This window comes from Pseudomonas palleroniana (assembly GCF_003031675.1).
GTDB classification, from domain to species: Bacteria; Pseudomonadota; Gammaproteobacteria; order Pseudomonadales; family Pseudomonadaceae; genus Aquipseudomonas; species Aquipseudomonas palleroniana.
On record NZ_PYWX01000025.1, the window covers coordinates 63,923 to 87,775 of the forward strand.

Below are 23,853 nucleotides of genomic sequence, written 5' to 3' on the forward strand. Positions count from 1 at the left end.
TATTATCATCACCAGCCGCCTGACGCCCCGCCGCCACCGAAGCCACCACCACCGCCCCGGAAACCACCGCCGCCTCCCCCGCCGCCACCGCCACCACGGCCGCTGTTGCTGAGAATGGCCAGCAGGATCGCCCCCACCGGCAGCCCCATGCGATTGCACAGCCACAACACGCCGATCAGCAGAATAAACAGGCCGATGGAAAAACCGGGATTATCCTTGGCAAAGTTGGCATCCGCCACATGGGCCGGCACGGCCAGCGGCTCGCCACCCACCACCTGCAACATCGCCGCCACGCCGTCGCTGATGCCTTTGCTGTAGTTACCGGCCTTGAAAGCCGGCGCGATCACCTGGTTGATGATGACCCACGACTGCGCATCCGTCAGCACGCCCTCCAGGCCGTAACCGACTTCGATACGCAATTTGCGCTCATCGCGGGCGACGATCAACAGCGCGCCGTTGTCCTTGCCCTTCTGGCCAATGCCCCACTGGCGGCCCAATTGATAACCGAAGTCTTCAATGGGCACACCTTGCAAGTCAGGCACGGTGACCACCACGATCTGGTCACCCGTGGTTTGCTCCAGCGCCTGCAATTGCTGAGTCAGTTGCTGGCGCGTGGCCGGGTCGATCATCTGGGCGTCGTCCACCACCCGCCCGGTCAGCGCCGGGAAGGTCAGCGCCGCCTGGGCCGCACCGACACAGGCCAACCAGCACAGCGCCAGGCCTATCCTTAATAAACGCATCGACACCTCAGGGAAGCCTTATTTGAACTTCACTTGGGGCGCTTTATCGGCATCGGCACTGGTGGCTTCGAACGTCGCGCGGATCGGCAGATCGCTGTACATGATGCTGTGCCACAGGCGGCCCGGGAAGGTGCGGATCTCGGTGTTATACGCCTGTACCGCCTGGATAAAGTCACGCCGGGCCACGGCGATACGGTTCTCGGTACCTTCAAGCTGGGATTGCAGGGCCAGGAAGTTCTGGTTGGCCTTCAGGTCCGGGTAACGCTCGGACACCACCATCAAGCGGCTGAGGGCACCGCTCAAGCCGTCCTGGGCTTGCTGGAACTGCTTGAGTTTTTCCGGGTTATCGAGGGTGCTGGCATCCACCTGGATCGAAGTGGCCTTGGCCCGCGCTTCGATCACAGCGGTCAGGGTGTCCTGCTCATGGGCCGCGTAACCCTTGACCACCTCCACCAGGTTGGGGATCAGGTCGGCGCGCCGTTGGTACTGGTTCTGCACCTGGCCCCAGGCGGCCTTGGCCTGTTCATCCAATGTGGGAATGGTGTTGATGCCGCAACCGCTGAGCACTGTGCTGAGCAAAAACAAAGCGGCGGCCTTGAAGCCCCAGCGGTAGGTGTGTGCTGCTTGCATGGTGTTTCTCCTGGTGCAACGAGATGAATTTGACGGCTGGCCCTATCGCTCACACGCTTGAGGCATAATCCGCGACCACGACTGGATTGCGTCGAGTCAATCAGCTAAAAGATGCCCAGCGCAAATAAGAGTTCAGAAGTGTGGTGCATTTTCAGCAATAACACTCGAACAACAACATAGGTTCCCCACATTTTGGCAGAACGGCGTATTTACGCCGCGCAGTGTGCCGAAAAAGGATATTCATGAAAAAGCTGTGTTTGCTCGGCCTTGTTGCCACTCTGGCCACTCACCCCGTATGGGCAGAAACAAAGCCTGCTGCGCTTAAAGACAAGGACGCCTTCGTCAGCGACCTGCTCAAGCAGATGACCCTGGATGAAAAGATCGGCCAATTGCGCCTGATCAGCATCGGCCCGGAAATGCCCCGTGAGCTGATCCGCAAGGAAATCGCCGCGGGCCGCATCGGCGGCACGTTCAACTCCATCACCCGCCCGGAAAACCGTCCGATGCAGGACGCGGCCATGCGCAGCCGGTTGAAGATCCCGATGTTCTTCGCCTATGACGTGATCCACGGCCACCGGACCATTTTCCCGATCAGCCTGGCCCTCGCCTCCAGCTGGGACATGGACGCCATCGGTCGCTCCGGGCGCATCGCCGCCCAGGAAGCCGCCGCCGACAGCCTCGACATCACCTTTGCGCCGATGGTCGACATCTCCCGCGACCCCCGCTGGGGCCGTACGTCCGAAGGTTTCGGCGAAGACACCTATCTGGTCTCGCGCATTGCCGAAGTGATGGTCAAGGCATTCCAGGGTGCCAGCCCCGCCAACGCCGACAGCCTCATGGCCAGCGTCAAGCACTTCGCCCTGTATGGCGCGGTGGAAGGCGGCCGCGACTACAACGTCGTCGACATGAGCCCGGTCAAGATGTACCAGGACTACCTGCCGCCCTACCATGCGGCGATCAAGGCCGGTTCCGGCGGCGTGATGGTGGCGCTCAACTCCATCAACGGCGTGCCCGCCACCGCCAACACCTGGCTGATGAACGACCTGCTGCGCAAGGACTGGGGCTTCAAGGGCCTGGCCGTCAGCGACCACGGCGCGATCGTCGAGCTGATCAAGCACGGCGTGGCCAAGGACGGGCGTGAAGCCGCCAAGCTGGCGATCAAGGCCGGTATCGACATGAGCATGAACGACTCGCTGTACGGCAAGGAACTGCCGGGGTTGCTCAAGTCCGGCGAAATCCAGCAGAGCGACATCGACAACGCCGTGCGTGAAGTGCTCGGCGCCAAGTACGACATGGGCCTGTTCAAAGACCCGTACCTGCGCATCGGCAAGGCCGAGGACGATCCGGCCGACACCTACGCCGACAGCCGCCTGCACCGCAGCGACGCCCGCGACATTGCGCGCCGCAGCCTGGTGCTGCTGAAAAACCAGCATGACACCCTGCCGCTGAAAAAATCCGCGACCATCGCCCTGGTTGGCCCGCTGGCCAAGGCACCGATCGACATGATGGGCAGTTGGGCCGCGGCCGGTAAGCCGGAACAATCGGTGACCCTACTCGACGGCATGAACGCGGTGATCGGCGAAAAAGGCAAGATCATCTACGCCCGTGGCGCCAACATCACCAACGACAAGGCGGTGGTCGACTACCTCAACTTCCTCAATTTCGATGCACCGGAAGTGGTGGATGACACCCGCCCAGCCCAGGTGATGATCGACGAGGCCGTGAAAGCCGCCAAGGACGCCGACGTGGTCGTGGCGGCCGTGGGTGAATCGCGGGGCATGTCCCACGAGTCCTCCAGCCGCACCGACCTGAACATCCCGCAAAGCCAGCGCGATTTGATCAAGGCGCTCAAAGCCACCGGCAAACCCCTGGTGCTGGTGCTGATGAACGGCCGCCCACTGTCGATTCTCGATGAGAACCAGCAGGCCGATGCGATCCTGGAAACCTGGTTCGCCGGCACCGAAGGCGGCAACGCTATCGCTGACGTGCTGTTCGGTGACTACAACCCATCGGGCAAGCTGCCGATCACCTTCCCTCGTTCGGTGGGCCAGATTCCGACCTACTACAACCACCTGACCATTGGTCGGCCATTCACCCCAGGCAAACCGGGCAACTACACCTCGCAATACTTCGATGACACCACCGGGCCGCTGTTCCCGTTCGGCTACGGCCTGAGCTACACCACGTTCAGCCTGTCGGACATGGCATTGTCGTCCACGACCCTGAACAAGACCGGCAAGCTCGACGCCAGCGTCACGCTGAAAAACACTGGCAAGGTGGATGGCGAAACCGTGGTGCAGCTGTATATCCAGGATGTGGCCGGTTCGATGATCCGTCCGATCAAGGAGTTGAAGAACTTCCAGAAAGTCATGCTCAAGGCGGGTGAAGAACGCACCTTGCACTTCACCATCAGCGAGGACGACTTGAAGTTCTACAACAGCCAGCTCAAATACGCAGCGGAACCGGGTGAATTCAACGTGCAGATCGGGCTCGACTCCCAGGATGTGCAACAGCAGACGTTCGAACTGCTCTAAAAATGTGGGAGGGGCGGTGCGACGATTCGACTTGCTCCCGATAGCGGTGGATCAGTCAATATTTTCAGAGGCTGACACCCTGCAATCGGGAGCAAGCCGAATCCTCGCACCGCCCCTCCCATATTTGATTTCATTGACCTGGTTAGCCGCGTCTATCCAGCAAGTTCACCACCAACCGATCAATCCACCCCCACACCCGCTGTTTCACCCGTCGCCACAACGGCCGAGCCTTCCAGGCCTCCAGGCTCACCGCCTGGCTCTGTGCAAAGTCACGCTCGAAACTGCCCGCCACCGCCTGCGTCAATGCCGGGTCCAGCGCTTCGAGGTTGGCTTCCAGGTTGAAGCGCAGATTCCAGTGATCGAAATTGCACGAGCCCACACTTACCCAGTCATCCACCAGCACCATTTTCAGATGCAGGAAGCACGGCTGGTATTCGAAGATCTGCACCCCCGAGCGCAGCAAGCGCGGGTAATAGCGGTGCCCGGCGTAACGCACGGACGGGTGATCGGTGCGCGGGCCGGTGAGCAACAAGCGCACATCCACACCCCGCGCCGCCGCTCGACGCAGGGCACGACGCACGCCCCAGGTCGGCAAAAAGTACGGAGTGGCCAGCCAGATGCGTTGCTGACTGCGGTTCAGTGAACGCAGCAGTGATTGCAAGATATCGCGGTGCTGACGGGCATCGGCATACGCCACCCGGCCAAGGCCCGGGCCCGTCGCCGGCACCTTGGGCAAGCGCGGCAAACCGAAATGGCGGGAGGCTTTCCACTCGCGACGCGCCGCATTGGCCTGCCATTGGCGGTCGAACAATGCCTGCCAGTCCTGCACCAGTGGACCGCTGATTTGCACCATCACCTCATGCCAATCGGCGGTGTCGTTGCCCGGCGTCCAGAACTCATCCGTGGCCCCGGTGCCGCCCACAAACGCGTTGTGCCGGTCGATCAACAGGAGCTTTCGATGATCGCGGTACAGGTTGCCCATCCAGCGGCGCCAGTTGAGGCGATTGTAAAACCGCAGCTCGACACCGGCGTCGATCAAGCGCTTACGCAGCCCGAGGGTAAATGCCAGGCTGCCGTAATCATCGAACAGACAACGCACCTGCACGCCACGTTCGGCGGCCACGACCAGCGCCTGCACCATGGCTTCGGCACAAGCCCCGGCTTCCACCAGATAGAGTTCAAGGTCCACCTGCTGCTCGGCCCGGGCAATGCCCACCAGCATCTGCGGGAAAAAACTCGGCCCGTCGATCAGCAACTCGAAACGGTTGGCGCTGCGCCAGGGGAACACTGCGCCGCCCATGTCAGCGCGCCGAAAAGATCAGTACCGCACCCACCGGCACCGACAGGCTGATCGACGTTAGCCCGGCGGCCTTACGCAAGGCCGCCACACCCGGCATCAGCTCGAAATCCTCGGCGTGCACCACCACAGGTTGCAGGGTCACGACCTGGAATCGGCGATCATCCAGGCGCGTGGCGAGCAGCTCGGCACTGTAAGTCTGGGTCTTGCCATGCAGCGTGACCGACAGCGGCAGACGCAACTCCAACTGTGCGCCCGGCGCCAGATCGTTGATCGGTTGCAGGTTGATCTGCGCGTTGATCCGGGCTTCAGGGAAAGTCTTGATTTCAAACAGGTCATTGCGCATGCGCTCATCGCGCAGGGGGATGCCACTGTTGATCGACTCCAGCTCCACCTCCAACTGCGCCGCGCCGTTGCCATCCACCTTGCCATGCAACACCAGGAAGCGATGCACTTCAGCGATTTCAGTGTTTTTGGTGGTCACGAACGACAGGCGCGAGGACTCGTTATCCAGGTACCAATCGGCATGGGCAGGTGTGGCGGTGGCGGTGGCGGCCAGGAGGGCGAAGGCCAAGGGTTTGATTGACATTAACGACTCGCGGGGGAAAACCTGAGCGAACCTTAAGCGCAATGTCATGAACGGTGCAAATCCATTGTGGGGGGAGGCGCGCCAGGCCAACGCCAGGTCCTACGTCAACCAATCAACCTGTCCCCGCTAGACACGCAGGCGGCCGCCTCTGCACCCATTGCGTCAGTTGCTCATGGGCATACGCCAATTGCAGGACCGCACGGTCGGCCTGCGCCGGGCCGATGACCTGCAGGCCCATGGGCAGGCCCTGGGAGTTGAAGCCCACCGGGATGCTCATGCTTGGCAGGCCGGCCAGGGTGGGGCCGATCACCACTTCCATCCAGCGATGGTAGGTGTCCATGTCACGCCCTGCCACCTGGCACGGCCAGGGCTGTCGGGCATCGAAAGGGAATACTTGGGCCGTGGGCAACAACAGGAAATCGTAACGTTCGAACAGCTTGGCCAACGCGCGATACCACTCGCTGCGATCCACCGAGGCCTGATACACCTGCTGGGCACTCAAGCCCAGGCCACCCTCCACTTCCCATTGCGCCTCGGGCTTGAGCAAGGCGCGTTTTTTCGGGTTGGCGTAGGCCCCAGCCAGGTTGCCATGCACCAACCAGTGGCGATGTACCAACCAACTACGCCACAGGCGCGCCATGGAAAAGTCCGGCAGGCAGCGTTCGACGTTGCAACCCAGCGTGGCGAAATCCCCGAGGGCCGATTCGCACAGGCTCATGATCCCGTCTTCCATCGGCAGGTAGCCGTTATAGTCGCCCAGCCAGCCCAGGCGCGTGCCCTTGAAGTCACGCGCCAAGGGTTGGCCCAGGACGCGCGGATCGTCCTTGGATGACAACGGTACCCGTGGGTCATAACCCGCCTGGATGCTCAGCAGTTGCGCCACATCCGTCACGCTGCGGCCCATCGGGCCTTCGGTGCTCAATTGCTGCACGAACAGTTCCGGCATCGGCCCGTGGGGCACCCGGCCCTGGGACGGGCGCAAGCCGAACACATTGTTGAATGCCGCCGGGTTGCGCAACGAACCCATCATGTCGCTGCCATCGGCCACCGGCAGCATGCGCAGCGCCAGGGCCACGGCCGCCCCGCCGCTGCTGCCGCCTGCGACGCGGCTGGGGTCGTACGCGTTGCCGGTGGTGCCGAACAGCGTGTTGTAGGTCTGTGAGCCGAGGCCGAACTCCGGCACGTTGCTCTTGCCGATGATGATCGCGCCGCTGGCACGCACGCGTGCCACGCTGATCGCGTCTTCCGTCGGCACATGATCAGCGAACAATGGCGAGCCGAGGGTCGTGCGTAACCCCTGGGTGGCCGCCAGGTCCTTGATCGCCTGGGGCATGCCATGCATCCAGCCACGGGACCGGCCCAGGGCCAATTCGCGATCACAGGCCCGCGCCTCGGCCAGTACTTCATCGGCTTCGCGCAGCGACACCAGCGCATTCACGCTCGGGTTGAAACGCTGGATCTGCGCCAGAAATGCCAGCATCACTTCTTCGCAGGAGACCTGCCGGGCGTGGATCGCCCGTGACAGTTGCGCGGCATCCCAATCAACAATACTCAAGGCCTCACCTCACTCGCAAACGATAGCGGCTACCTGGCAAACGCTACCTCATGCGTACAGTAAGCACACCGGCAGGGGCAGCGCGCAAGCTGACAACAACGTCGTGTGCATACCTGGGTGAAACTTCAAGGCAACAGGCGGCAGCCCTGGCGGTCCCCCATCCACCGCGCAGTATGGGTGCGCCCCAAGCCGCTGGCGGTGACTTCACTGCGCTGCGGGTTATCGCTCAACGCATTGATCGGCACGTACTGCTTCACATACCCGCGGCAATAATCGGCCGGGTTGTTCTCCACATACCGGCACGAACAATATTCCTTGGCCGTGTACGCCGCAATGATGTCGGGGAAGGCTTGCAGGTTGACGCGCTCGTGCCAGATCCAACCCAGCAAGGCGAGCAACAACACTAGAAACAGACTGGTAAACGGTCGACGGCGGATCATGGTTGCACCGCCGCAAGCACGCGTTTGAGCAATTCGTTATGGCGGTAGCTACCATCGCGGTCGTCGCCGTAACGCACGATCACCAAGTGTTCGTCGGGCATCACGAACAATGCCTGGCCCCAGTGACCGAGGGCAGCGAAGGTGTCGGCGGGAGCGTCGGGCCAGGGTTGCGGCACGCCTTTGTTAAGCCACCAATGCCCACCCGGCACCGCGTCGTCCTGGCCGGCTTTGTAGCGGTCGAACGGCTGGCGGTTGAAGGCGACCCAGTCTTTGCGCAGCAACTGCTGATCACCCCAGCGCCCGTCGCGCGCCATCAGCAGGCCGACCCGCGCCAGATCGCGGGCGGTGAGGTAGGCGTAGGACGAGGCGACAAAGGTTTCATTGGTATCGGTTTCCCACGTGGCGTTGTGAATGCCCAGCGGTTTGAACAGCGCGTCCCACGGGTAACTCATATAGGCCTTGTGACCGAGCATGCCTTTGAGGGCGGCGGAGAGGATATTGCTGTCGCCGCTGGAATAACGGAACGCCTGGCCTGGCGGGTTGACGGACGCGGTGTCTGCGGCGAAGTCGGCCATATCGCCACGGCCGCGGGTGTAAAGCATTGCCACCACCGAGGAGTTCAGCGGGGCGTATTCATAGTCCTCCTGCCAGTCCAGGCCCGAGGCCCAGTGCAGCAAGTCGGCCATCGTCACCGTGGGGTGTTGTTTCATCGGCGGGTAAAAGCGCGCCACGGGGTCGCTCAGCTTGAAGCGGTTCTCGCCGTAGGCCACGCCGAGCACAGTGGCCATCAGGCTTTTACTGACGGACCACGTCAGGTGCGGCGTGCTGGCCGTGGTGGGCGCGCCGTAGCGCTCATAAATGATCTGGCCATCGCGGATCACCAGCAAGGCGTCGGTGCGGATGCCTTTGCGGGTGACGTCATCGCGGGCTGGGAATGCGTAGGCGTCCAATGCATCGACAGCAGGGCCGGAAAGCGCTGTGCCCTTGGCCCATTCCTTGTCGGGCCAGGTTTCGGCGTGGGCGGTAACGGTGACGAACAGCAGGGCGACACACAGCAAGCCTCTGACCATAAACGCAGACTCAACGAGGGGGGCATTCAAGCCCGCGAGCCTAGCCGAGGCCGATGACAGATTTGCGACAAACAGCCTGTCATCCAACCGTCACCGTAACTTCATGGAGATGACACCGAGGCTACATAGCCTGAGTTTGGACAAACAAGTCGACCGGCCGGTAAGTGGCCGGCACTCGGAGATTCGCCATGACTCAGATCGCCCGCATCAGCGACACCGGCAATGAACGCCGCCTGCAAGCCGAACGCCTGGTTGGCGCACAGGCGTTGCAGGAAGCCCAGGCCCTGCGGTTCAACGTGTTCAGCGGCGAGTTCAACGCCAAGCTGAAAGGTGCGGAACTGGGCCTGGACATGGATGATTATGATGTTCACTGCAGCCACATCGGCGTGCGTGATTTGAACAGCGGTCGACTGGTGGCGACCACCCGTTTGCTGGACCACCAGGCAGCCGGCACTCTGGGCCGGTTCTACAGTGAAGAAGAATTCAGCCTGCACGGCTTGTTGCATCTGCAAGGCCCGATCCTGGAAATCGGCCGCACGTGCGTCGACCCCGCCTACCGCAACGGCGGCACCATCGCGGTACTGTGGGGCGAGTTGGCCGAGGTGCTCAACGAGGGCGGCTACAGCTACCTGATGGGCTGCGCGAGCATCCCGATGCACGATGGCGGCATCCAGGCCCACGCAATCATGCAGCGCCTGCGCGAACGCTACCTGTGCAATGAACACTTGCGCGCCGAACCGAAAAAGCCGCTGCCGGCGCTGGACCTGCCGTCCAACGTCATCGCCGAGATGCCGCCCCTGCTCAAGGCGTATATGCGCCTGGGTGCGAAGATCTGCGGTGAGCCGTGCTGGGATGAAGACTTCCAGGTGGCCGACGTATTTATCCTGCTCAAGCGCGATGAGTTATGCCCGCGTTACGCCCGCCACTTCAAGGCGGCGATGTGATGAGCCGTCCGCGCGTCTATGGGCGCATTGCACGGGTGTTGCTGGTGGTGGCGCTGGGCTTGAGCATGGCCAGTGTCTTTGGGGTGTTCGAACGCTTGGGTGTCGCCAACTCGATGGTGCGACGCCAGCGCTGGTCGCGATTCTTCATGGCGCGGTTGACTAACGCCCTGCCCTTTCGCGTGACGGTACACGGCGAGCTGCCGCAAACGCCGATGCTGTGGGTGAGTAATCACGTGTCCTGGACCGACATTCCGCTGCTGGGCATGGTCACGCCGATGTCGTTCCTGTCCAAGGCCGAAGTGCGCACCTGGCCGGTCGCCGGCTGGTTGGCGGCCAAGGCCGGCAGCCTGTTTATCCGCCGGGGCTCGGGCGACAGCCAGTTGATCCGCAAGCAGATGACCCGCCATCTGGAGCAGCAGCACCCACTGCTGATGTTCCCGGAGGGCACCACCACCGACGGGCGCAGCCTGCGCACCTTCCACGGACGCTTGCTGGCCAGTGCCATTGATGCCGAGGTGTCACTGCAACCGGTGGCCATTCGTTATCTGCGCGGCGGCCAGGTGGATCCGCTGGCACCGTTCATTGGCGATGATGATTTGCTCTCGCACCTGATGCGCCTGTTTGCCAATGACCAGGGCGATGTCGAGATTCATGTGCTCAAGCCGATTGCCTGTGCCGGCCAGGAACGCGCGGCATTGGCGTACCAGGCGCAGCAAGCGGTGCAGAAAGCCTTGTTCGGGCCGTTGCCGGAGATCGAGCAGGTGGATGCGCGGCCTGCATTCGCTGCCTGAATCGTTCAAATGCGGGAGGGGCCTGCTCCCTCCCACACTTGGCCTGATGCTGCCAGTTGGGTGCTGGCGAACGCCTGCAGTTGCGGATAGAACACCCGGAAGTCCTCACTCAACGGCTCATAGAGCATGCGCAATTCCTGCATCGCATGGCCCAGTTCTGCGGGCTGTGTCAGGCGCCGTGAGATCCCCCGCAACACCTGCTCCATCACCGCAAACTCGCGGTAGGAACCCAACCAGTCATCCGCCGCCATATAGGGGGCGATCTGCGCCAGGCGCCCTGGCAACTGCGGTTCGGCCGCCAGTACGCGATACACCTGCGAGGTGAAGCGCTCCAGCGGTTGGTCGGCATACACCAGCCAGTCCCGCGCCAGGCAGTGGTCGAAAAACACATCGAGGACGATCCCGGCATAACGCCGGCGGGTCAGGCTAAAGCGCGACAACGCCTGCCCCACCCGTGGGTGGCTGTCGGTGTAGCGGTCGATTGAGCGGTGCAGCGCAATGGCCGATTCGATTTGCGGGCTGAACTGGCCCTGCAGGCGGCCTTTGACGAAGTCGCCATAGAGGCTGCCCAACAGTTGCGCAGGAAGTTGGCCGCCCAGGTGCAGATGTGCGAGATAATTCATGACGTGCAGTCTAACACTGCCGCCAACGTATCGTTATAACCCGATATACCGAATTGATCGGCATTAAGACCAAAATCATATTGGTATATCGGAATTCAACGATTTAAAGTTCGCCTCATCGCGATATAACGCTGCAAGCAACGAGCAACCGCCATGTCCATCGACCTCGACGAAATAATAAAAGCCCTGGCACACCCAGTACGACGAGACATCCTCACCTGGCTTAAAGACCCCAAGGTGCAGTTTCCCGAGCAACTGCATAACCACGAATACGGCATTTGCGCCGGGCAGATCGACCAGCGCTGCGGCTTGTCCCAGTCGACGGTGTCGGCCCACCTGGCCACCTTGCAACGGGCCGGTCTGATCAGCAGCCAGAAGGCTGGGCAGTGGCACTTTTTCAAACGCAACGAGGAAACCATCCAAGCCTTCCTCGCTGCGCTCATTACCGAACTCAGCGCTGACGATAAGGCAGCGCTATAACAAGGACAGGATAATGCCTCTCTCGCTACTCATACTGGCCCTGAGCGCCTTTGCCATCGGCACCACCGAGTTCGTCATCATGGGCTTGTTGCCCGATGTGGCGGCAGACTTGGGTGTGTCGATTCCAGGTGCCGGCTGGCTGGTGACCGGCTACGCCCTGGGCGTGGCAATCGGCGCGCCCTTCATGGCATTGGCGACCGCCAAGCTGCCACGCAAGGCCGCCCTGGTAGTGCTGATGGGCATCTTCATTATCGGCAATCTGCTCTGCGCCCTGGCCAGCGACTACAACGTGCTGATGTTTGCCCGCGTGGTGACCGCGCTGTGCCACGGTGCCTTCTTCGGTATCGGTTCGGTGGTGGCCGCCAACCTGGTGCCCGCCAACAAGCGTGCCTCGGCCGTGGCGTTGATGTTCACCGGCTTGACCCTGGCCAACGTGCTTGGCGTGCCATTGGGCACGGCGCTGGGCCAGGCAGCCGGCTGGCGCTCGACCTTCTGGGCCGTCACCGTGATTGGCGTGGTGGCGTTGATCGGTCTGATGCGCTTCCTGCCCGCCAAGCGTGATGAAGAAAAACTCGACATGCGCGCCGAACTCAAAGCGCTGCAGGGCGCCGGTATCTGGCTGTCGCTGAGCATGACCGCGCTGTTTTCAGCGTCCATGTTCACGCTCTTTACCTACGTCGCGCCGTTGCTGGGCGATGTCACCGGCGTGTCGCCCAAGGGCGTGACCTGGACGCTGTTGCTGATCGGCCTGGGCCTCACCCTGGGCAACATCATCGGCGGCAAGCTGGCGGACAAACGCCTGGGTGCCACCTTGATCGGCGTGTTCATCAGCATGGCGGTGGTTTCCACCGTACTGAGCTGGACCAGCGCCGCACTGATCCCGACTGAAATCACCCTGTTCCTGTGGGCCACCGCTGCGTTCGCCGCCGTCCCTGCGCTGCAAATCAACGTGGTGACCTTCGGCAAGGCTGCACCGAACCTGGTGTCCACCCTGAACATCGGCGCTTTCAATGTCGGCAACGCCCTCGGCGCCTGGGTGGGCGGCAGTGTGATTGCCCACGGCCTCGGCCTGACCAGCGTGCCCCTGGCCGCCGGTGCCCTGGCGGTGCTCGCGCTGCTGGTGACCTTGATGACTTTCCGTCAGGGCGGCGATGCCGACCTGGCCCCTGCGACCAACTGATCAACTTAATAGAGAGAGTGATTTCCCATGACGACTATTTTCGATCCGATCAAACTGGGCGACCTGGAACTGTCCAACCGCATCATCATGGCGCCGCTGACCCGTTGCCGCGCCGATGCCGGTCGCGTTCCCAATGCACTGATGGCCGAGTACTACGTGCAACGTGCTTCCGCCGGGCTGATCCTCAGCGAAGCCACTTCGGTCACGCCGATGGGCGTGGGCTACCCTGACACTCCGGGCATCTGGTCCAACGACCAAGTACGCGGCTGGGCGAATGTCACCAAGGCCGTGCACGGCGCGGGCGGCAAGATTTTCCTGCAACTGTGGCACGTAGGGCGCATCTCGCATGAGTCCTACCTGAACGGCGAAACGCCGGTGGCCCCGAGCGCCATCCAGCCTAAAGGCCACGTCAGCCTGGTGCGCCCACTGGCCGACTACCCTACCCCGCGCGCCCTGGAAACCGCTGAAATCGCCGACATCGTCGACGCCTACCGCGTGGGTGCGGAAAACGCCAAGGCCGCAGGTTTTGACGGTGTGGAAATCCACGGCGCCAACGGCTACCTGCTCGACCAGTTCCTGCAAAGCAGCACCAACCAGCGTACCGACAACTATGGCGGCTCCCTGGAAAACCGGGCGCGCCTGCTGCTGGAAGTGACCGACGCTGCGATTGAAGTCTGGGGTGCCGGCCGTGTGGGCGTACACCTGGCTCCGCGCGCCGACTCCCATGACATGGGCGACGAGAACCTGGCGGAAACCTTCACCTACGTCGCGAGCGAACTGGGCAAACGTGGTATCGCCTTCATCTGCTCCCGCGAAAAAGAAGGTGCCGACAGTCTCGGCTCACAGCTGAAAAAAGCCTTCGGCGGCCCGTACATCGCCAACGAGCGCTTCACCAAGGACAGCGCCAACGCCTGGCTGGCCGCCGGCAAGGCGGATGCGGTGGCCTTCGGCGTACCGTTCATTGCCAACCCGGACCTGCCGGCCCGCCTGAAGGCCGATGCGCCGCTGAACGAAGCGCACCCGGAAACCTTCTACGGCAAAGGCCCGGTGGGTTACATCGACTACCCGACGCTGGCGCTTTGAGCGTCACTCTGAATAAGTAGTACGACAATAAAATGTGGGAGGGGGCTTGCCCCCGATAGCGGTGTGTCAGCCAACGAATCAGGCGACTGACACTGTGCTATCGGGAGCAAGCCCCCTCCCACATTTTGCTTTATATAGCCTATGAGGAAACATTCCTTCACAGGCTTGCAACAAAATCGCTACAAAATACTTAGGCGGCTACCTATCAACCGCCGGTCAGCCCGTATATAAAGTCATCCTACCCATCACGCGAAGGGGCGATTGACTGTTTCTGGAATTTGCCGTTGACACAACTGGAAGCAATTACGCATTTTGTCTTAATTGCGCAGGCTGGGGCTCAGGCGCAGCATGTCCAGCCCTGTATCCACCCAACGCTCGGCGTCCTGGTGCAGTTGGAAGCTGTCAGGCACCAATAGCCATTGGCCAATCAAGCCGTGGATGTAGGCGTGGATGCACACGGCACCACGGGTAGTGTCCAGGTTTTCCGGCAGTTGTCCCCGATTGACCGCGTTACGCAACGTCAGGCCGATGCGCAGGTTGCACTCAAGACTGTGGGTCTGGCGTTGGCGCCGCATGTCACACATTTCGTCGGTGAACTCGCACTTATGAAACAGGATTTCGTTGATGCGACGGGTTTTCGGGTCCAGGGCCACTTGATGATAAAGATGAATCAACAGCTTGCGCATACAGCCCAGCGGGTCGACTTCATCCTCGCTTTCACTCGCCCTGGCCAATTCGTCCAGGGGTTCGTGCAGTGTGTCCAGCAGTGCCTGGAACAAGTCGGACTTGTTACTGAAATGCCAGTAAATGGCACCGCGTGTCACGCCGGCCAGCGTGGCGATGTCCGCCAGCGTGGTCCGCGCGACGCCGCGTTGATAAAAGGCGTGCTCGGCGGCCTCGAGAATCTGGCTGCGCGTTTCCTGAGCTTCCTCTTTGGTGCGACGAACCATGGCAGTAAAACCTCAATCAGAACACTTGGGATGATCGGTAACGAGCATCTGAATAATTGTGGGACGACGCCGTCAGGGGCGCCGAACGTACTAGAATCGAGGCTTTCAGCGGTGCTTTGTCAACATTGCGCGAAGCCTGTCAAGAGTTTACAAACAACCATGAACGTAAGTATATTGCGTAGCAAGCTACTTATCTACTCACAGCTTGTTTTTTACCCTTCCACACTGCTTGTGCGCACTCTGCGCGCCTGACCCGAGGATCTTCATGCAACTTAAGCCAGCTGTTACCGCTCTGGTCACTGCCGTCGCCCTGGCATCGCTGCTCAGCGGATGTAAAAAGGAAGAAGCGGCTCCGCCCGCTCAAACCCCTCAGGTCGGCGTGGTCACCATTCAACCGCAAGCCTTTACCCTGACCACTGAACTGCCGGGCCGCACCACGGCTTACCGCATTGCGGAAGTCCGCCCCCAGGTCAATGGCATCATTCTCAAGCGCCTGTTCAAGGAAGGCGGCGACGTGAAGGAAGGGCAGCAGCTCTACCAGATCGACCCGTCGGTGTATGAGGCCACCCTGAAAAGCGCCCAAGCCAGCCTGACCCAGACCAAGTCCATCAGCGACCGCTACAAGCAGTTGGTCAATGAGCAGGCCGTCAGTCGCCAGGAATACGACACCGCCGTGGCCAACCGCATGACCGCCGAAGCCAACGTGCAAACCGCCCAGATCAACGTGCGCTACACCAAAGTGTTCGCGCCGATCTCCGGGCGTATCGGCCGTTCTTCGGTGACCGAAGGCGCGCTGGTCAGCAATGGCCAGACCGATGCACTGGCGGTGATCCAGCAGTTGGACCCGATCTACGTCGACGTCACGCAGTCCTCGGCTGAAATGCTGAAACTGCGCCGCGACCTGGAAAGCGGCCAGCTGCAAAAAGCTGGCGACAACGCCGCCAAGGTCAAGCTGACCCTGGAAGACGGCACCGCCTACGGCCTGGACGGCAAGCTGGAGTTCTCGGAAGTGTCGGTCGACCAGACCACCGGTTCCGTGACCCTGCGCGCCGTGTTCCCCAACCCTGACCACACCCTGCTGCCGGGCATGTTCGTACACGCCCAACTGCAAGCCGGTGTGAACAGCGAGGCTATCCTGGCACCGCAGCAAGGCGTGACCCGTGACCTCAAGGGCATCCCGACGGCCCTGGTCGTGAATCAGGACAACAAGGTCGAACAGCGCGTCCTGGTGGCGAACCGCACTGCCGGCGCCTATTGGCTGGTGGAAGATGGCCTCAAGGCCGGTGACCGCGTGATCACCGAGGGCCTGCAGTTCATCAAGCCGGGCATCGAAGTCAAGGTCAAGGACGCTGATAACGCTAAACCCGCCGGTACGGCTGCAGCACCTGCTGCCGCTGCTGGTAAAGGGGAGTAATTCATGTCGAAATTTTTTATCGACCGTCCCATTTTTGCCTGGGTAATCGCCCTGGTGATCATGCTGGTCGGGGCACTGTCGATCCTGAAGTTGCCCATCAACCAATACCCGGCCATCGCGCCAACCGCCATCGACATCCAGGTGACCTACCCAGGCGCGTCCGCACAAACCGTGCAGGACACCGTGGTGCAGGTGATCGAGCAACAGCTCAACGGTATCGACAACCTGCGTTATGTCGCCTCGGACAGTAACTCCGACGGCAGCATGACCATCACCGCGACGTTCAACCAGGGTACCAACCCGGACATCGCCCAGGTTCAGGTGCAGAACAAGCTGAACCTGGCGACCCCATTGCTGCCGCAAGAAGTGCAGCAGCAGGGTATCCGCGTGACCAAGTCGGTGAAGAACTTCCTGATGGTGATCGGTCTGGTGTCGGAAGACGGCAGCATGACCAAAGACGACCTGTCCAACTACATCGTTTCCAACATCCAGGACCCGATTTCCCGGACCGCCGGTGTGGGTGACTTCCAGGTGTTCGGTTCGCAATACGCCATGCGGATCTGGCTCGACCCGGCCAAGCTGAACAACTACCAGCTCACGCCGGTAGACGTCAGCAACGCCATCTCGGCCCAGAACGTCCAGGTCGCGACCGGCCAGTTGGGCGGCCTGCCTGCCCTGCCCGGCACCCAGCTGAACGCCACCATCATCGGCAAGACCCGTCTGCAAAGCGCCGAAGAGTTCGCCAAGATCCTGATGAAGGTGAACGCCGACGGCTCGCAGGTTCGCCTGGGCGACGTGGCTCGTATCGAGCTGGGTGGCCAGAACTACAGCATCAGTGCACAGTTCAACGGCAAGCCGGCCTCGGGTATGGCCATCAAGCTGGCAGCCGGTGCCAACGCCCTGGACACCGGCAAGGCGATCCGTGCCACCGTGGCCTCCCTGGAACCGTTCTTCCCGCCAGGCATGAAGGCGGTGGTGCCGTATGACACCACCCCGGTAGTGACCGAGTCGATCTCCGGGGTAGTCGACACCCTGGTCGAAGCGATCGTGCTGGTGTTCCTGGTGATGTTCCTGTTCCTGCAGAACTTCCGCGCCACCATCATCACCACCATGACGGTACCGGTGGTATTGCTGGGTACCTTCGGCATCCTCGCGGCAGCCGGCTTCACCATCAACACCCTGACCATGTTCGGCATGATCCTGGCCATCGGCTTGCTGGTGGACGATGCCATCGTCGTGGTGGAAAACGTCGAGCGGGTCATGGCCGAGGAACACCTCTCGCCCAAGGAGGCGACGGTCAAGTCCATGGGCCAGATCCAGGGTGCCCTCGTAGGTATTGCCCTGGTATTGTCGGCGGTACTCTTGCCGATGGCCTTCTTCGGTGGTTCCACTGGTGTGATCTACCGGCAGTTCTCCATCACCATTGTTTCGGCGATGGCGTTGTCGGTACTGGTTGCCCTGATCTTTACCCCGGCCTTGTGCGCCACCATGCTCAAGCCGATCGACCCGGAAAAACACGGCCAACCCAAGCGCGGCTTCTTCGGCTGGTTCAACCGCACCTTTGATCGCGGCGTTCAGAAGTACGAGCGCGGCGTGGGCGGCATGATCAAGCACAAGATTCCAGCGTTCGTGATATATGCGCTGATCCTGGCCGGCATGATCTGGATGTTCACCCGTATTCCAAGCGCGTTCCTGCCTGAGGAAGACCAGGGTGTGATCTTTGCCCAGGTGCAGACGCCGGTCGGTTCGTCGGCTGAACGTACGCAAAAAGTCATCGACGACATGCGTAGCTTCCTGCTGAACGACAAGGAAGGCGAACCGGGCGAAGGCAAGGCCGTGAAGTCGGTGTTTACCGTGAACGGCTTCAACTTCGCCGGCCGTGGCCAGAGCTCGGGCCTTGCGTTCGTGATGCTCAAGCCATGGGGCGAGCGAGATGCTTCGCAATCGGTGTTCGAGGTCGCGAAACGGGCCCAGGGTTACTTCTTCGGGGCCTTCAAGGACGCCATGGTCTTCGCCATCGTGCCGCCTTCGGTTCTTGAACTGGGTAACGCCACCGGTTTCGACGTGTTCCTGCAAGACCAGGGCGGCGTCGGCCACCAGAAGTTGATGGATGCGCGTAACCAGTTCCTCGGTGCTGCGGCGCAAAGCAAGATCCTGGCGGGCGTGCGCCCCAACGGCGTGAACGACGAGCCGCAGTACGAGCTGACCGTTGACGACGAGAAGGCCAGTGCCCAGGGCATAGACCTGTCGGACATCCAGAAGACCCTGGCGATTGCCCTGGGTGGCAGCTACGTCAACGACTTTATCGACCGTGGTCGTGTGAAGAAGGTGTACGTGCAGGGTGACGCGGCCAGCCGTATGTCGCCGGAAGACCTGGACAAATGGTACGTACGCAGCACCTCCGGGAAGATGGTGCCCCTGTCGGCCATCTCGTCGGGCAAGTGGATCTACGGCTCGCCCAAGCTCTCGCGTTACAACGGTGTAGCGGCGATGGAAATCCTCGGTACTCCGGCACCTGGTTACAGTACCGGTGACGCGATGGCGGAAGTCGAGCGCATTGCCAAGAGTCTGCCGGCCGGTGTCGGCTACTCGTGGACCGGCCTGTCGTATGAAGAACGCCTCTCCGGCTCCCAGGCGCCTGCGCTGTACGCCCTGTCGCTGCTGGTGGTGTTCCTGTGCCTCGCGGCCCTGTACGAAAGTTGGTCGATCCCGATTGCGGTGATTCTGGTGGTGCCACTGGGTGTGATCGGTGCCTTGATCGCCACCAGCCTGCGCGGCCTGTCCAACGACGTGTTCTTCCAGGTGGGCCTGCTGGTAACCGTCGGCCTGGCGGCGAAAAACGCCATCCTGATCGTGGAGTTCGCCAAAGAGCTCCACGAACAGGGCAAGGGCATCGTCGAGGCCGCCATCGAAGCGTCCCGCATGCGTCTGCGCCCGATCATCATGACGTCCATGGCGTTCATGCTCGGCGTACTGCCGCTGGCGATTTCCACCGGCGCAGGTTCAGGCAGCCAGCATGCAATCGGTACCGGCGTGATCGGCGGTATGATCACGGCAACTGTCCTGGCGATCTTCTGGGTGCCACTGTTCTACGCAACCGTGTCCTCCGCCGGCGAACGCAAGAAGCCGGTGACTACTCAACCCCCTAAAGAGGCTGGCCAATGAGCAAGTCGCTAATTTCCCTGGCCGTCACCGCATTCGTGCTCAGTGGCTGCTCCTTGATACCTGACTACCAGCGCCCCGAGGCGCCGGTAGCTGCCCAGTTCCCGCAGGGGCCGGCGTATTCGTCGGCCCAGGCGCCGGGCCAGGCCGCTGCAGAGCAAGGCTGGAAGCAGTTTTTCCATGACCCGGCCCTGCAACAGCTGATCCAGACCGCGCTGGTGAACAACCGTGACCTGCGCGTCGCGGCGCTGAACATCGACGCGTATGCGGCGCAGTACCAGATCCAGCGTGCCGACCTGTTCCCGGCCGTTTCGGCCACGGGCAGCGGCACCCGCTCGCGCACTCCGGCCCGCCTGTCGCAGACCGGCGAAGCGAGCATCAACAGCCAATACTCGGCCGGCCTCGGGATCAGCGCGTATGAGCTGGACCTGTTCGGTCGCGTACGCAGCCTGAGCGAAGAAGCCCTGCAAAAGTACTTCGCCACTGAAGAAGCACGGCGCAGTACCCAGATCAGCCTGGTGGCCAGCGTGGCCAACGCCTACCTGACCTGGCAGGCCGACAAGGAACTGCTCAAGCTGACCCAGGACACCTTGGGCGCCTTCGAGGAGAGCTACCGGTTGACCTCGCGCAGCAACGAAGTCGGCGTGGCCTCGGCCCTCGACCTCAGCCAGTCGCGTACCTCGGTGGAAAATGCGCGCGTGCAGCTTGCCCGCTATACGCGCCAGGTGGCCCAGGACGAAAACAGCCTGACCTTGCTGCTGGGTACCGGCCTGCCGGCCAATCTGGCCAGCAAGCCGCTGTCGGATGACCTGCTCAGCGAAGTGCCGGCCGGCTTGCCGTCGGACCTGTTGCAGCGGCGTCCCGACATCGTGCAGGCCGAGTACAACCTCAAGGCCGCCAACGCCAATATCGGCGCAGCCCGGGCAGCGTTCTTCCCGAGCATCAGCCTGACCGCCAGCGCCGGCACCGCCAGCCCTAACCTGGGCGGCCTGTTCAAAGGCGGCTCGGGCACCTGGTCGTTTGCCCCGCAGATCAACATCCCGATCTTCAACGCCGGTAGCCTGCGCGCAAGCCTGGACTACTCGAAGATCCAGAAAGAGATCAACGTGGCCAACTACGAGAAAGCCATCCAGACCGGCTTCCAGGAAGTCTCCGACGGCCTCGCCGCACGTGCGACCTACAAGCAGCAACTGGACGCCCAACGTGGTTTCGTCGCGGCCAACCAGGATTACTACCGCCTGGCCGAGCGTCGCTACCGCATTGGTGTCGACAGCAACCTGACGTTCCTCGACGCACAGCGCCAACTGTTCAGTGCCCAGCAATCGCTGATCACCGACCGCCTGGCGCAGCTGACCAGCGAGGTCAACCTGTACAAGGCCCTTGGCGGTGGCTGGAACGAACAGACGGCGAAGAACGAGCCGTTGAAAGAAGAAGCGCCGAAGATGAAGCTGTTCTGATCTGATCTGCGCGACGTAAACGAAGCCCACCTTTTGGTGGGCTTTTTATTTTGCATGCCTTCAACAGCTTTCGTTCGATCATCGCACACAACCCGCTCTCCCCCACTTTCAACGCTCCCATAGCGCCAAGCACCATGGCCGCCACCTGCACAACCCCAATAACAACAGGTCCAACGCCATGAGCACTTTCCACCCGCGCCAGCTGTTGCTGGCCACCGCTGTCGCCAGCCTTGCCCTCCCCGTGGTCGCCGAAGAACACGGCTTTCTCGAAGACGCCAGCGCCAACCTCAACCTGCGCAATTTCTTCTTCAACCGCAATTACACCAACCCGACCAAAAGCCAGGGCGGCGCGCAGGAGTGGACGCAGAGTTTCATCCTCGACGCCAAGTCCGGCTTTACCCAGGGCACCGTGGGTTTCGGCCTGGACGTGCTGGGCTTGTACTCACAAAAGCTCGACGGTGGACGCGGCACCGGCGGCACCCAACTGTTGCCGCTGGATCACGATGGCCGCCCGGCCGATAACTTCGGACGCCTCGGCGTGGCGTTCAAGACGCGCATTTCGAAGACCGAAGTGAAGGTCGGCGAATGGATGCCGGTACTGCCGATCCTGCGGGCCGACGACGGCCGCTCGCTGCCGCAGACCCTGCGCGGCGGGCAGATCACTTCCAAAGAGATCGACGGACTGACGCTGTATGGCGGCCAGTTCCGCGCCAACAGCCCGCGTGACGACAGCAGCATGGGCGACATGTCCATGACCGGCAAAGCGGCGTTCACCTCCGACCGTTTCAACTTCCAAGGCGCGGAATACGCGTTCAATGACAAACGCACCCAGGTCGGCCTGTGGAACGCCCAGCTCAAGGACATCTACCGCCAGCAATTCGTCAACCTGATCCACAGCCAAGCCGTGGGCGACTGGACCCTGGGCGCCAACCTTGGCTTTTTCTATGGCAAAGACGATGGCAGCGCCCGCGCCGGCAGCCTGGACAACAAGACCTGGTCCGGCCTGTTTTCCGCGCGCTACGGCGGCAACACTTTCTACGTCGGCCTGCAAAAACTCACCGGCGACAGTGCCTGGATGCGCGTCAACGGCACCAGCGGCGGCACCCTGGCCAACGACAGCTACAATTCCAGCTACGACAACGCCCAGGAGAAATCCTGGCAAGTGCGCCACGACTACAATTTCGCCGCCCTCGGCATCCCGGGCCTGACCTTGATGAACCGCTACATCAGCGGCAGCAACGTGCACACCGGCACGATCACCGACGGCAAGGAGTGGGGGCGTGAAAGCGAAGTGGGCTACACCGTGCAGAGTGGAAGCCTGAAAAACCTCAACGTGCGCTGGCGCAATTCCACGATGCGCAGGGACTACAGCAACAACGAGTTCGATGAAAACCGGTTGATCGTCAGTTACCCGATCAGCCTGCTGTAAACCGGCGTCACACTTACTGTATGGTGCGCGCCTGCCGCTGCTGAACCACCCAGCAGCGGCCTTTATTCGAGCCCGCGTCCACCATGAAAGCCTTCGCCTTAGCGACTGCCCTGCTAGCCCTGGCCTTGAGCCTCAACGGCTGCATCAGCGCACCTATTGCCCTGACGCCGCAGACCGCGCAGCGTTTGCAGGCCCAGGCGCCGATCCGATTTCTGCTGACCTTCGATGACGGCCCCAGCGCCTCGGGCTATAACAACCCGAGCCGTTCGGTAATCGCGGACCTGGCGAAAAACCCGGTGTTGCCGGGCATCAAGGCGGTGTTCTTCCTGCAGACCGAAGCCTCGCGCTCGGGGGGCAACCCGCGTGGTCACAAGACCATGGAGCGTGAGTATACGGCCGGGCATATCCTGGCATTCCACACGGCTACCGCGTTTCATACCAACCATCGCTGGCTCAATGATGCCGAATTGGAAAGCACCCTCACCCAGGGTTCGGCAGATATCGCCGCCATCACGGGAACCCCGCCCCGGCTGGTACGCCCGCCCTTCTGGAACTACGACAAACGCACCTTCGCGGCCTACCAGCGCCACCACCTGCAGGTGTTGCTGACCGACTTGAGTGCCAACGACGGCAAGATCTGGGGATTCAATGGCAGCCCGCGTCGCCGCGCCAACCTGTACCGGCAACTGTCAGTGGTGCGCGAACGTATTGCCTTGGGCGAACTGCCCACGGTGGACGGGGTGATCCCCGTAGTGGTGACCTTCCACGACATCAACCGCTACACCGCACGGCATATGCAGGAGTATCTGCAGATCCTGCTGGACAGTGCCAGGATCAACGGCATGAAAACCGCCGCCGAACCCTTCTACACCGACCATGCCACCCTGGAGCGCGCCGCGCTGGCACGCACGGTCAAGGATGTGAATGAGCCGGTGCATCTGCCTGGGGTATGGAATTGGGTGTGGGATGCCGACTCCCACTGATCACTGCCGAGACTCAACCCCCAGCTCATCCCACACCGACTCCGCCAGGTGGAACGTCGCATTCGCCGCCGGAATGCCGCAGTAGATCGCGCTCTGCATCAATACTTCCTTGATCTCGGCACGGGTCACGCCGTTGCTGGCGGCGGCGCGCAGGTGCAGTTTCAGCTCTTCGCTGCGGTTCATGCCGATCAACATGGCGATGGTGATCAGGCTGCGGGTGTGCCGTGGCAACCCGGGCCGGGTCCAGATATCGCCCCAGGCATGACGGGTGATCATCTCCTGGAACTCGCTGTTGAACTCGGTCAGGGCATTGAGGCTGCGATCGACGTGGGCATCGCCCAGTACCTCGCGGCGTACCTGCAGGCCATCGGCGTAACGTTGTTTCTCGTCCACAAAAAATTCCTCACTTGTAGTGAGCGGGCTTGCCCTAATGCCAGTCAGTTAAGGTTTAACGCTGTCACTGTGGGAGGGGGCTTGCTCCCGATAGCGGTGGGTCAGTCGA

The 23,853-nt window shown here is 61.8% G+C and carries 21 protein-coding genes; 11 read left to right on the top strand and 10 right to left on the bottom strand.

The window, feature by feature from the left end; genetic code table 11:
* Nucleotides 1–8: 8 nt before the first annotated feature.
* Together C9383_RS07840 and C9383_RS07845 are read right to left on the bottom strand one after the other, a co-directional pair.
* The gene (locus C9383_RS07840) at nt 9–740 is read right to left on the bottom strand and encodes a TPM domain-containing protein (protein ID WP_090366281.1); all 732 of its coding nucleotides are present in this window, start codon (nt 738–740) and stop codon (nt 9–11) included.
* An 18-nt stretch (nt 741–758) separates the two neighbouring features.
* Nucleotides 759–1,370, bottom strand: a complete 612-nt coding sequence (locus tag C9383_RS07845; RefSeq protein WP_060753758.1) for a LemA family protein — start codon at nt 1,368–1,370, stop codon at nt 759–761.
* Nucleotides 1,371–1,612: 242 nt separating this feature from the next.
* Between C9383_RS07845 and bglX the strand changes: the two genes are divergently transcribed.
* Complete coding sequence (bglX, locus tag C9383_RS07850; protein ID WP_090366282.1) at nt 1,613–3,904, top strand: beta-glucosidase BglX; 2,292 nt, start codon at nt 1,613–1,615, stop codon at nt 3,902–3,904.
* Nucleotides 3,905–4,046: 142 nt separating this feature from the next.
* Here the strand turns inward: bglX and C9383_RS07855 are convergent, their stop codons facing one another.
* The 5 genes from C9383_RS07855 to C9383_RS07875 all read right to left on the bottom strand — a co-directional run bounded on the left by C9383_RS07855 (nt 4,047) and on the right by C9383_RS07875 (nt 8,855).
* Nucleotides 4,047–5,204, bottom strand: coding sequence for a phospholipase D-like domain-containing protein (locus tag C9383_RS07855; protein ID WP_090366284.1), 1,158 nt, complete (start codon nt 5,202–5,204; stop codon nt 4,047–4,049).
* Between the two features lies 1 nt (nt 5,205).
* Nucleotides 5,206–5,790 (bottom strand): YceI family protein, encoded by a 585-nt coding sequence (locus tag C9383_RS07860; protein ID WP_090366286.1) that lies wholly within the window; start codon nt 5,788–5,790, stop codon nt 5,206–5,208.
* Between the two features lie 112 nt (nt 5,791–5,902).
* Nucleotides 5,903–7,345, bottom strand: coding sequence for an amidase (locus C9383_RS07865; RefSeq protein WP_090366288.1), 1,443 nt, complete (start codon nt 7,343–7,345; stop codon nt 5,903–5,905).
* Between the two features lie 125 nt (nt 7,346–7,470).
* Nucleotides 7,471–7,785 (bottom strand): amidase, encoded by a 315-nt coding sequence (locus C9383_RS07870; protein WP_090366290.1) that lies wholly within the window; start codon nt 7,783–7,785, stop codon nt 7,471–7,473.
* Entirely contained in the window at nt 7,782–8,855 is a 1,074-nt protein-coding gene (locus C9383_RS07875; RefSeq protein WP_090366292.1) for a serine hydrolase domain-containing protein, read from the bottom strand. Before C9383_RS07875 ends, C9383_RS07870 begins: the two co-directional genes overlap by 4 nt.
* Nucleotides 8,856–9,043: 188 nt before the next feature.
* On the opposite strand from C9383_RS07875, the gene olsB reads away from it, so the two are divergent.
* Together olsB and C9383_RS07885 are read left to right on the top strand one after the other, a co-directional pair.
* On the top strand, nt 9,044–9,799 hold the full coding sequence (olsB, locus tag C9383_RS07880) for an L-ornithine N(alpha)-acyltransferase (protein ID WP_060753765.1): 756 nt from the start codon (nt 9,044–9,046) through the stop codon (nt 9,797–9,799).
* Entirely contained in the window at nt 9,799–10,590 is a 792-nt protein-coding gene (locus C9383_RS07885) for a lysophospholipid acyltransferase family protein (protein ID WP_090366294.1), read from the top strand. The genes olsB and C9383_RS07885 overlap by 1 nt, the downstream gene beginning before the upstream one ends.
* A 5-nt stretch (nt 10,591–10,595) precedes the next feature.
* Here C9383_RS07885 and C9383_RS07890 read toward each other — a convergent pair whose 3' ends face one another.
* Complete coding sequence (locus tag C9383_RS07890; RefSeq protein WP_090366296.1) at nt 10,596–11,213, bottom strand: acyl carrier protein phosphodiesterase; 618 nt, start codon at nt 11,211–11,213, stop codon at nt 10,596–10,598.
* A 153-nt stretch (nt 11,214–11,366) separates the two neighbouring features.
* On the opposite strand from C9383_RS07890, the gene C9383_RS07895 reads away from it, so the two are divergent.
* From C9383_RS07895 to C9383_RS07905, 3 genes are read left to right on the top strand one after another with little or no spacing between them, the layout of a single operon-like run.
* On the top strand, nt 11,367–11,693 hold the full coding sequence (locus tag C9383_RS07895; RefSeq protein ID WP_060753768.1) for an ArsR/SmtB family transcription factor: 327 nt from the start codon (nt 11,367–11,369) through the stop codon (nt 11,691–11,693).
* Between the two features lie 13 nt (nt 11,694–11,706).
* Nucleotides 11,707–12,873 (top strand): MFS transporter, encoded by a 1,167-nt coding sequence (locus tag C9383_RS07900; protein ID WP_090366298.1) that lies wholly within the window; start codon nt 11,707–11,709, stop codon nt 12,871–12,873.
* Nucleotides 12,874–12,900: 27 nt separating this feature from the next.
* The gene (locus C9383_RS07905; protein ID WP_090366299.1) at nt 12,901–13,956 is read left to right on the top strand and encodes an alkene reductase; all 1,056 of its coding nucleotides are present in this window, start codon (nt 12,901–12,903) and stop codon (nt 13,954–13,956) included.
* 317 nt (nt 13,957–14,273) lie between these two features.
* Here C9383_RS07905 and C9383_RS07910 read toward each other — a convergent pair whose 3' ends face one another.
* Nucleotides 14,274–14,906 (bottom strand): TetR family transcriptional regulator, encoded by a 633-nt coding sequence (locus C9383_RS07910; RefSeq protein WP_090366301.1) that lies wholly within the window; start codon nt 14,904–14,906, stop codon nt 14,274–14,276.
* A 265-nt stretch (nt 14,907–15,171) separates the two neighbouring features.
* Here C9383_RS07910 and C9383_RS07915 point away from each other — a divergent pair, with 265 nt between their 5' ends.
* The 5 genes from C9383_RS07915 (at nt 15,172) to C9383_RS07940 (ending at nt 23,351) form a co-directional block, all read left to right on the top strand.
* Complete coding sequence (locus tag C9383_RS07915) at nt 15,172–16,320, top strand: efflux RND transporter periplasmic adaptor subunit (RefSeq protein WP_090366302.1); 1,149 nt, start codon at nt 15,172–15,174, stop codon at nt 16,318–16,320.
* A 3-nt stretch (nt 16,321–16,323) separates the two neighbouring features.
* Nucleotides 16,324–19,485, top strand: a complete 3,162-nt coding sequence (locus C9383_RS07920; protein WP_090366303.1) for an efflux RND transporter permease subunit — start codon at nt 16,324–16,326, stop codon at nt 19,483–19,485.
* A complete protein-coding gene (gene adeC, locus C9383_RS07925) occupies nt 19,482–20,939 on the top strand; it encodes an AdeC/AdeK/OprM family multidrug efflux complex outer membrane factor (protein ID WP_090366305.1) in 1,458 nt (485 codons plus the stop codon). The genes C9383_RS07920 and adeC overlap by 4 nt, the downstream gene beginning before the upstream one ends.
* A 178-nt stretch (nt 20,940–21,117) precedes the next feature.
* On the top strand, nt 21,118–22,368 hold the full coding sequence (locus C9383_RS07935) for an OprD family porin (protein WP_090366308.1): 1,251 nt from the start codon (nt 21,118–21,120) through the stop codon (nt 22,366–22,368).
* Nucleotides 22,369–22,451: 83 nt separating this feature from the next.
* On the top strand, nt 22,452–23,351 hold the full coding sequence (locus tag C9383_RS07940; RefSeq protein WP_090366309.1) for a polysaccharide deacetylase family protein: 900 nt from the start codon (nt 22,452–22,454) through the stop codon (nt 23,349–23,351).
* On the opposite strand, the gene pcaC is transcribed toward C9383_RS07940, so the two are convergent.
* On the bottom strand, nt 23,352–23,744 hold the full coding sequence (gene pcaC / locus C9383_RS07945; RefSeq protein WP_060753777.1) for a 4-carboxymuconolactone decarboxylase: 393 nt from the start codon (nt 23,742–23,744) through the stop codon (nt 23,352–23,354). It abuts the gene before it with no gap.
* Between the last annotated feature and the right edge of the window lie 109 nt (nt 23,745–23,853).